Genomic DNA, 9,621 nt, shown 5'->3' with positions numbered 1-9,621 from the left:
GCCCTGCCCCTGCCCCCGGCCCCCGCTCTCAGCGGCGGCGGGAGGCGCCGGTGAGGGTCCCGGCGGCGATGTGGGAGAGCTTGGCCACCTCGAAGGCCGGGTAGGCGCCCCCGGCCAGCAGGGAGAACTTGACGCCCTCGCGGCCGCCCGGGCGGCGGTGGCCGGGCGGCCGGTGGTGCTCCGCCGCGCGGTGGAAGAACTGCGGGCGTTCGGCGCGGGCGACGCAGCCGGCCAGGTCGAAGACGAACAGGTAGTGCCGGATCATCCGGGTGAACAGGGCGTCGCGGACGGCCGCGGGGACGTCCAGCTCGTCCAGCAGCGCGAAGGTCCGCTCGTACTGGTCGAAGAGGTCGAAGCTGCTGCTCCCCGGCGAGCCGGTCGGGTGGACGGTCTCGCGGCGGCGCAGCTGCACGCAGGCGCGCGGCAGGACGGCGATCCGCCGGGCCGTCAGCATCGCCCGGTGGACGACGGGGATCTCCTCGTAGCGGCCCTCGGGGAAGGCCAGTGCCTGCTCGCGCCAGTGCTCGTGCCGCACCAGGCGGTCCCAGATCAGCGGTGGCGCGCCCAGCAGCTCCGGACGGTCCGCCGGGCCGAACACCTCGGGCCCGGCCTCGGCCAGCAGCGTCTCGGCGCCGCCCGGCCAGTCCCGGCCGGCGTGCTGGCGGGTGTGCCCGAACAGCAGCAGGTCGACCGGCCCGGTCCGCTCCAGGTGGTCGGCGAAGGAGCTGAGGGCGTCGCGGGCGAGCAGGTGGTCGGCGTCCAGGAACAGCAGGTACTCGCCGCGGGCCCGGGCGGCGCCCGCGTTGCGGCCGAAGCCGACGCCGACCGCCGCGTCGAGCTGGAGGACGGAGACCTGGGGGTGCCGGGCGGCGTAGCGCTCGACCAGCTGGGCCGGACAGTCGGGGGAACGGTCGGCGACCACCAGCACCTCGAAGTCGCGGAAGGACTGGGCGAGCAGCGAGTCCAGGCAGTCCGCCAGCTGTTTCTGCTGGTCGTAGGCGGGGATCACGACGCTGATCAGAGGTGAGGGCATGACGCCGGAGCGTAGGAGCGGTTGCGAACGGTGGCAAAGCCCTGACGGTCCGTAAATCCGGTCAAGACCTGTCAAATCGTATGGACGTACGCCATATCTTCACCAGCTGCTCCGGTCGCGTCCACGTCAGGAACCTCTGCTCTCCCGATCTCCCCCGCTGCCGATGCACCGTTCGCGGACGCCCCGTTCGGGGATGTCTCCCGCCGCCGGTTCGGCGCGCGGCACGGGCCGGCGGCGGGCAGTCTGGAGGCGATGCCGCGGGGACGCCGCGGCGGCGCGCGGACGGAGGCGGGCATGGAGCAGCGGCCGCGGCCGCCCCGGCGGGGCGAGCTCACCGCCTTCCTGGTCCGGCTGACCACCGTCCTGCTGCGCAACAGCGGCGAGGGTGTCCAGCGGCTGGAGCCGGAGGTCGAGGGCGCGGCGCGGGCGTTCGGCGGCGCGGCGCGCCTGCTGGTCGTCCCGGACGGCGCGGTGCTGACCGTCACCGCCGGCGGCGAGACCGGCACGGTGACGGTCCGGGCGTTCCCCGAGGTGTTCCGGCTCGACCAGCTCGCCGCCGTGAAGCCGCTGCTGGCCGAGATCGAGGGCGGCCGGCTGGACCTGCCGACCGCGGCCGCCCGGCTCGCCGCCATCGACACGGCCCCGCCGCCGTACCCCTGGTGGGTGAAGGCGATCGGGATCGTGATGTTCGCCATCGGCTTCGCCCCGCTGATGCAGCCGACCTGGTGGGAGGTCGGCTCCACCACCGTCCTCGGCGCGGCGACCGCGGCGCTCGCGGTCGGGGCGTCCCGGTGGCCCCGGCTGGGCGCGGTGCTGCCGTTCGTGGCGGCCGTCCTGGTGTCGGTGATCGCGCTGCTGGTGTTCGCCCGGACCCCGGAGCACGGCGGGCCGGTGCTGATCATGCTGCCCGCGCTGTTCTTCTTCGTCCCCGGCGACTATCTGAGCGCCGCCGCCGCCGAACTCGCCGCAGGGCACATCACCCCGGGCGCGGTACGGCTGGTCTACGCGGCGTTCCTGCTGCTCCAGCTGTACGTCGGGGTGCTGGTCGGACTCGCCGTCACCGGTCGGGACCGGCACGCGCTGTTCGACGTGGCCGCCGCGCAGGACCTGCCGCGCTGGGCGCTGTTCACGGCCTGGATCGTCTTCACGGCCGGCACCGTGCTGGCCTTCGCGATCCCGCTGCGGCTCGGGCCGCCGCTGCTGCTGCTGGTCTATCTGACGGTGGCGGTGCAGACGCTGTTCACCTGGCTGGCCGGCGAGGTCACCGGGACCTTCGTCGCCGCGGCCGCGCTCAGCGCCGCCGCGACCCGGGTCGCCGTCCGGCCGGCCGCGCCGCCGCGGCTGATCCTGCTGCTGCCCGGCTTCTTCACCCTGACCGTCGGCTCGCTCGGCATGCGCGGGCTGACCGACCTGGCCGGTGGTCACCCCATCGCCGGCTTCCGTGACCTGACGCAGCTGGTGACGCTGGTGACGACGATCGCGGTGGGCCTGCTGGCGGGCGAGGTGCTGGCGGCCGCCCGGCGCCGGGCCTGAGCCGGGGGGGAGAAGGGCCGTCAGACGGAGCAGCCGGCCGCCGGGACGGGGTGCTCCGCCGGGGCGGCGGCCAGCTCGCGCAGGTACCAGTCGAGCCGGTTGCCGGTCGGCTCCATTACCCGTTCGGAGTACCGGAATCCGGCCCGCCGGGCGACCGCCGCAGAGGCGGTGTTCGCCGGGTCGACCCGGATCACGCCCTCGGTCGCCCCCTCCTGCGCCGCGTACCGGCACACCAGGTGCACCGCCCGGGTCGCCAGGCCCCGTCCGCGCCACGCGGGGTAGAGGCCGTAGGCGATGTTGACCTGCCCCGGGCCGAGGCGCGGCATCGCGAACCGCAGGTCGATGGTGCCGGCCAGCACCGGCTCCGGCCCGGTCCGGATGCCGAACACCCGGGCCGGCCCCCGGTACAGCCACTGTGCGGTGCACCGCCGCACGTACTCCTCGGTGCCCGCCCGGGTGCTCGGCCCGCCGTTCAGCCAGCGCACCAGCTGCTCGTCCTCGCCCGCCAGGTGCGCGTCGATGTCCGCCGCCCGGAACGGGGTGAGCGTGACGACCCCGTCCGACAGCCTCACCTGATCCATACGCCCACTCTGGCCCGGCGTGCGCTCGCCGGGCCACTGGGATTTCGGCCAGCCCGCACCCGAACGGACCGTCCACGAAACACCGCGAATCGTCCTCGAACGAGCCCCCGACGAGCCCTTGACGAGCTGTCGACGAGCCATCGACGAGTGTCGGGCGAGCCTTGAACGAGCCCCGGACCGCCCCCGGACGGTGCGGGGACGGCCCGGAGGCGCCGCGTCCGGCGGGTCCGCTCAGCGGCCGGTCCGCGTCGTCGTGCCGCGCAGCAGGAGCGCCACCGCGACGGCGGCGAGGGCGACGACGCCGGCGGCGGTCAGGACGGTCAGGTGCATCGCGTCCACGAAGGCGACGCGGGCCCGGTCGGCGACCGGCGGCCCGAACCGGGAGGCGGCGGCGAGCGAGGAGCGGGCGGCGTCGGCCAGTTGCGGCGGCAGCCCGGTGACGTCCACCCGGGCGCGGTAGCCGGCCGTCAGGACGCTGCCGAGCACGGCGATCCCGAGGGCGCCGCCCAGCTCCCGGGCCAGGTCGTTCATCGCCGAGCCGACGTTCTGCAGGGTGCTCGGCAGCGCCTCGGTGATGGCGGTGGTGGCGGGCGTCATGGCGAGCCCGGAGCCCAGGCCGAGCGGGAACAGGACGGCCGCCACCAGCCACCCGGAGCTGTCGGCGTCCAGCAGCCCGAGCGAGGCCAGCGCGCCCGCGATCAGCAGCAGGCCCGCGACCCAGGGGCCGCGCGCGCCGAACCGGTCGGTCAGCCGGGGGCTGAGCCGGGCGGCGGGCATCATCCCGAGCGCCATCGGCAGCAGCGCGACGGCCGCCGCCAGCGCACTGCGCTCCCGGACCAGCTGGAGGTACTGCATGATCACGAAGAGGTAGCCGAAGAAGGCGAAGAACTGGCAGGTGATCGACAGCGTCCCGGCCGCGAACCGGCGCTCGCGGAACAGCCGGGGGTCCAGCAGCGGGTGCCGCCGCCGCAGCTCCCAGCGGACGAAGCCGGCCAGCAGCGCCAGCCCGGCGAGCGCGCCGACGAGCGTCCACGGGTCGGCCCAGCCCCGGACCGGCGCCTCGATCACCGCGTAGACCAGGGAGCCCAGCCCGGCCACCGCCAGCAGGGCGCCGACGACGTCCAGCCGGGGCGCGTCCGGCTCGGCGGACTCCGGGACGAACAGCAGGGTGCCGGCCAGGGCCAGGACCGCGAGCACCACGTTCAGGACGAAGATCGACGGCCAGGACCACAGCTCCAGCAGGATGCCGGTGGCGAACAGGCCGAGCACCGCCGCCGCGCCCGCGACCGCCGCCCAGGCGGCGACGCCCCGGGCCCGCCGCTCCGGCGGGAAGGTGCTGGTGATCGTCGACAGGGTGGCCGGCATGACCAGCGCCGCGCCGACGCCCAGCAGGGCGCGCAGCGCGATCAGGGCGCCGGGGTCGGTGGTCAGCGCGGCGAGCCCGGAACCGGCGCCGAACAGCGCCAGGCCCACCAGCAGCGCCCGCCGCCGCCCGAACCGGTCCCCGATGGCGCCCGCGGGCAGCAGCAGGGCGGCGAACACCAGGCTGTAGGCGTCGATGATCCAGGACAGCTGGGTCTGGCTGCCGCCGGTGGCGCGGGCGATGTCCGGCAGGGCCACGTTGAGCGAGGCCATCGCGGCGACCACGGTGGCCAGCGCGAGACAGGTGACGAGGAGGACGGCGCGGTGACGGCGGTCCGCGGCGGCGGGGGCGGCCGCCCGGTCCGGGGGCGCGGCGGTGGCGGGCATGACGGGACTTCCTCACGCTGGTCGGTCGGTGCCCGACCAGCGTGGGCGCGCTGCGGCTAGCATTTCAACCATGATGAATTCTTCCGGGGCGGCGGCCGGAGAGACGGCGGCCGGAGAGACAACGGGCGGAGGGGCGGCGGCCGAAGAGACGGCGGGCGGAGGGGCGGCGCCCCGCCGGGGCCGGCGCAGCGGGAACTCCGGGGCCAGGGAGCAGATCCTCGCCGTCGCCCGCCGCCGCTTCCTGGCCGAGGGGTACCACGCGGTCACGCTCCGGTCGGTGGCCGCCGAGGCGGGCGTGGACCTCGCCCTGGTCAGCTACTACTTCGGCAGCAAGAAGGGCCTGTTCGGGGCGGCCCTCGCCCTCACCGGGAACCCGGCGGTGCTGCTGGCCGGGGCGCTGGACGGCGAGCTGGAGACCTTTCCCGAGCGCGCCCTGCGGCTGCTGCTCGGAGTCTGGGACGCCCCCGACAGTGCGGGCCCGCTGCGCGCCATGATCGGCGGCTCGGCGCTGGACCCGGCGGTCGCGCTGCTGGTCGGAGAGGTGGTGCAGCGCGAGATGGTGGACCTGATCGCGGCCCGGCTCGGCGGTGCGGACGCCCGTCGGCGAGCCTGCCTGTTCGGCACCCAGCTGGCCGGGCTGATCATGGCCCGCTACGTGCTGCGGCTCCAGCCGCTCGCCGCGCTGCCGGCCGATGAAATCGCGCGCTCCTATCTGCCGCTGCTGCGCCAGGCGCTGTGGGGGCGCCCGGGCGGCCCCGGTGCTCCTGGCGGACGGCGGGCCTGAGGCGCGCGCCCGCGTCCCGGCCGGGCCCGAACGCGGCCGAGCCCGCAGGCGGGGCCTGCGGGCTCGGTGGTGTGCCGGGGTCGGCGGGGTGCCGGGGTCGGCTCAGTACCAGTGGTGGGACTGCCAGAACGCCCAGGCGCCGCACGGGCTGCCGTAGCGGGAGTTCATGTAGTCCAGGCCCCACTTGATCTGGGTGGCCGGGTTGGTGCGCCAGTCGGAGCCGGCCGAGGCCATCTTGGAGCCGGGCAGGGCCTGGACCAGGCCGTAGGCGCCGGAGGAGGCGTTGGTGGCGGTGACGTTCCAGCTGCTCTCGCGGGACACGATGTTGTTGAAGCACTGGAGCTGGCCGGCCGGGACGATCTGGGCGGCGATCTCGCGCGGGCTGCCGGAGTAGGTCGGCTTGCTGTTCAGTGCGGAGCGCTCCTGCGAGCGGGAGGCGGCGGCGTCCGACTTCGCCTTGGCGTCGGCCTGGGCCTTCGCCGCGGCCTGGGCATCGGCCTGGGCCTGGGCATCGGCCTGCGCCTGCGCGGCAGCAGCGGCAGCCGCGGCGGCGTCCGCCTCGGCCTGCGCGGCGGCCTGGGCGTCGGCCTGGGCCTTGGCGTCCGCCTCGGCCTGCGCCTGCGCGGCGGCCTGCGCGTCCGCCGAGATCCCGCCGGTGGTGGCGGCCACCGCGGCGACGGGCGCCTCGGCGACGGCGGTCCCGCTCTCCGGGATGGCGAGGGCGGCGGTGGCCGCGCTCGCCACCACGAGGGTGGCGATACCGGTGATCAGCGAGTTGCGGCGGGCATGGCTGAGCTGCATGGAGCGGACAATCCTTTTCCGTCGGGGTGCCGTCAGGGCCTGGGTGGCCGTCGGGGCGTGCCGGCCCCGGGCGGGGCGGCGGCGCGGGCGCCGGGCATCACACGGGGCCCGCTCGGGGGAGCGGCCCGTGGTGGCGTACGGGACGGCCGTGGTGTGCGTGCGCCCCGGCGAAGGTGCGGGGCGGCGGGAGCTGCGCGGCGGGGTGACCGGCCGCGCTGCCTGGCGACGGACCATTCTTGGCAGAGCCCGGCACGGGCGGCAAAGGCGCGGGCTACTACGGTCGGTAGTGGCACGAGGGCCCCGAAACGGCGAAGCGCCCGACCGATGGCGGGCGCTTCGATGGTATTTGTCCGTTTTGATGAATCGATGGGACGGCCCCGGGGATCGTCGACGAACGATCGGCCCGAACCGGTCGACCGCCTGCGTTCTTCGGGTTCGTGACGGCCGGTCCACCGCCCCGGCCCGGTGTCGGGCCGTCGGGCCCGGGCCGGGGGCGGCAGGCCGCTGCGCAGCCCACCACTATCGGCGGTAGTGGATCCTCGGAGCCCTGTGGGGGGCCTCACACGCGGGGGCGGCGATCCGCACGCGGTGTGACGGTCCGGTCACGCGCTCCGGTACGGGTTCGGCTCCGCGGGCTGCGGCGCACCGGCGTAGGAGCCATCCGGGTACGGGTTGCCCGCGTACGGGTTCTCGGCGTACGGGTTCTCGGCGTAGGGGTTGGCCGCCGCGGGCTGCTGAGCCCGGTACTCCGGCAGGTCCGGGACGTCCGCCGGGCCCGAGGTCTCCCCGTCCGCCGGATCGCCCTCCGCCGGGTCCTCGTCCGTCTCGGGCTCCTCCTCGACCGGCACCAGGTCGCGGGCCAGCAGGGTCGCCCCGGCGACGGCGCCCGGCATGGCGACCACCGTCACCAGCGGGACCAGGAACCCCAGCACCAGCGGCACGCCGAAGCCGAAGGCCAGCCCGAGCCGCCCGCGCAGCAGCCGCAGCCGCTCCCGCTGCGGCACACCGCGCCGCTGCAGGGCGACGGAGGTCAGCTCCAGGGTGAGGAAGAAACCGGAGACCAGGAAGCCCAGCACCGGGACGACGGTCTGCCCGACCACCGGGATGAACCCGGCCGCGAACAGCAGCACGCCGAACCCGCCCGCCCGCACCAGTACGAAGAGGCTGTCCCGGGCCGCCACCACCAGCTCGCGCCACAGCGGCACGTCCGGCGGGGTCGGCGCGCCGCCCTCGGTCTCGTCGACCTTCTCGCAGAGCTCCTCGTAGAACGGCTGGCCGACCAGCAGGGTGACCGCCGTGAAGGTGAGCACGGAGAGCAGCAGCCCGCCGACGAACACCAGCGCCGCGAGCGTGGTGCGCAGCAGGTCCTGCCAGAACGAGGACCAGTGGTCGGCGAACGGGGTGGCCCAGGCGGCGATGTCCCCGGCCCAGCCGCCGAGGAAGAACAGCGCCACCACGTAACCGGCCAGGGTGATCAGCGCCGGGATCATCCCGAACGCCCACCAGCGGCCGTGCCGCGCCACCCACTTCTGGCCCTTGGCCAGGTACCCCATCCCCGCTGCAAGATCTCGCATGAGGGGAAGGGTAGGTGCTGACGGGTCGCCGGGTCATGTCCGTCCGGTCACGGAACGGAACCGGAGGTTCCCGACCGGGCGGTCGGGGGCAGGGGTGGGCGGTCGGGGGTGGCCGGGGGTGGCCGGAAACGGCACCGGGCCCGGGAGCCTCCGCAACGGCTCCCGGGCCCGGTGCCCGCGGACGGTACTGCGCCCCGGCTCAGGATGCCGGTGCCTCCGCCGCGGCCCGTCGCCGACGGCCCACCACGGCCGACGCCGTCAGCACGATGGCTGCGGCGACCAGCGACAGGTACATCTGCTTCCGACCGTCGGCGTCGGTGAACATGTACGCCATCACGAACCCGATCATGCCGATCGCGGCCCAGGTGAGGTACGGGTACAGCCACATCCGAACGGTCAGCCGCTCCGGCATCTCGCGCTCGATGATCCGGCGCATCCGGAGCTGGGAGAAGCAGATCACGAGCCACACGAAGAGCGCCACCGCGCCGGAGGAGTTCAGCAGGAAGGAGAAGACCGTGTCGGGGGAGGTGTAGTTGAAGAAGACGGCCACGAAGCCGAACACCACCGAGGACAGGATCGCCACCCGCGGCACGCCGCGCTTGGTCACCGTCGCGAAGGCCTTGGGCGCGTCGCCGCGCTGTCCGAGCGAGAAGGCCATCCGGGAGGCGGTGTACATGCCCGAGTTGAGGCAGGACAGCACGGCGGTGAGCACGATCACGTCCATCACCCGGCCGGCGCCCGGGATGCCCACGTGCTCCAGCACCGCGACGTACGGGCTGCCCTTGACGGCGGCGGAGTCCCACGGCAGCAGGGTCACCACGAGCAGGATCGAGCCGAGGTAGAAGATGCCGATCCGCCAGATCACACTGTTGGTGGCCTTGCTGACCGCCTTCTCCGGGTCCTCGGACTCGCCGGCGGCAAGGGTGACGATCTCGCTGCCCATGAAGGCGAAGACGACGGTGAGCATGCCGGTGAAGACCGCGCCCACCCCGTGCGGCAGGAAGCCGCCGTGGCCGGTCAGATTGGTGGTGCCGACGGCGTGGGTGCCGGGCAGCAGGCCGAACACGGCCAGGGTGGCGACCACCAGGAAGGCGGCGATGGCCACCACCTTGATGCCGGCGAACCAGAACTCGAACTCGCCGTAGGAGGCGACCGAGCCGAGGTTGGTCGCGGTCAGCACGGCCATCACGATCAGGGCGAACGCCCACTGCGGGACGCCCGGCATCCAGCCGTTGAGGATCTTCGCGCCGGCGGTGGCCTCGACGGCCAGCACCACGACCCAGAAGAACCAGTACAGCCAGCCGATGCTGAAGCCGGCCCAGCGGCCCAGTGCCCGGTCCGCGTAAGCGGAGAAAGAGCCGCTCTGCGGGTCGGCCGCGGCCATCTCGCCGAGCATCCGCATGACCAGGACGACCAGCACACCGGCCAGCGCGTAGGAGAGCAGGATGCCCGGGCCGGTGGACGCGATGCCCGCGCCCGAGCCGACGAACAGGCCGGCGCCGATCACACCGCCGATGGCGATCATCGACAGGTGGCGGTTCTTGAGCCCGGCCTTGAGGTGGCCGT

Annotated in this window: 8 protein-coding genes; 2 read left to right on the top strand and 6 right to left on the bottom strand. The window is 74.7% G+C overall.

Going from position 1 to position 9,621, the window contains the following annotated elements; genetic code table 11:
- Window positions 1-28: 28 nt before the first annotated feature.
- Window positions 29-1,033 (bottom strand): glycosyltransferase family A protein, encoded by a 1,005-nt coding sequence (locus tag VR45_RS35570; protein ID WP_078897229.1) that lies wholly within the window; start codon window positions 1,031-1,033, stop codon window positions 29-31.
- Between the two features lie 294 nt (window positions 1,034-1,327).
- Between VR45_RS35570 and VR45_RS35565 the strand changes: the two genes are divergently transcribed.
- Window positions 1,328-2,566, top strand: coding sequence for a threonine/serine exporter family protein (locus tag VR45_RS35565; protein WP_045944054.1), 1,239 nt, complete (start codon window positions 1,328-1,330; stop codon window positions 2,564-2,566).
- Window positions 2,567-2,586: 20 nt separating this feature from the next.
- On the opposite strand, the gene VR45_RS35560 is transcribed toward VR45_RS35565, so the two are convergent.
- Together VR45_RS35560 and VR45_RS35555 are read right to left on the bottom strand one after the other, a co-directional pair.
- Entirely contained in the window at window positions 2,587-3,147 is a 561-nt protein-coding gene (locus VR45_RS35560; RefSeq protein ID WP_045944053.1) for a GNAT family N-acetyltransferase, read from the bottom strand.
- Between the two features lie 231 nt (window positions 3,148-3,378).
- Window positions 3,379-4,896, bottom strand: a complete 1,518-nt coding sequence (locus tag VR45_RS35555) for an MFS transporter (RefSeq protein ID WP_045944052.1) — start codon at window positions 4,894-4,896, stop codon at window positions 3,379-3,381.
- Between the two features lie 70 nt (window positions 4,897-4,966).
- Between VR45_RS35555 and VR45_RS35550 the strand changes: the two genes are divergently transcribed.
- A complete protein-coding gene (locus VR45_RS35550) occupies window positions 4,967-5,680 on the top strand; it encodes a TetR family transcriptional regulator (RefSeq protein ID WP_199926067.1) in 714 nt (237 codons plus the stop codon).
- 102 nt (window positions 5,681-5,782) lie between these two features.
- Here VR45_RS35550 and VR45_RS35545 read toward each other — a convergent pair whose 3' ends face one another.
- The 3 genes from VR45_RS35545 to VR45_RS35535 form a co-directional block, all read right to left on the bottom strand.
- Window positions 5,783-6,481: a lytic transglycosylase domain-containing protein gene (locus VR45_RS35545; RefSeq protein WP_052709631.1), complete on the bottom strand. Its 699-nt coding sequence runs from the start codon at window positions 6,479-6,481 to the stop codon at window positions 5,783-5,785.
- A gap of 602 nt (window positions 6,482-7,083) precedes the next feature.
- Window positions 7,084-8,055 (bottom strand): EI24 domain-containing protein, encoded by a 972-nt coding sequence (locus VR45_RS35540; protein WP_045944051.1) that lies wholly within the window; start codon window positions 8,053-8,055, stop codon window positions 7,084-7,086.
- A gap of 199 nt (window positions 8,056-8,254) precedes the next feature.
- Window positions 8,255-9,621, bottom strand: a 1,367-nt coding sequence (locus VR45_RS35535; RefSeq protein ID WP_045944050.1) for an amino acid permease, incomplete at its 5' end; no start/stop codon positions are given.

It is taken from the genome of Streptomyces sp. NRRL S-495 (assembly GCF_000966955.1).
Classification (GTDB): domain Bacteria; phylum Actinomycetota; class Actinomycetes; order Streptomycetales; family Streptomycetaceae; genus Kitasatospora; species Kitasatospora purpeofusca.
The sequence above is the reverse complement of the archived record's forward strand: the minus strand, read 5'-3'. Positions and strand labels throughout refer to the sequence as shown.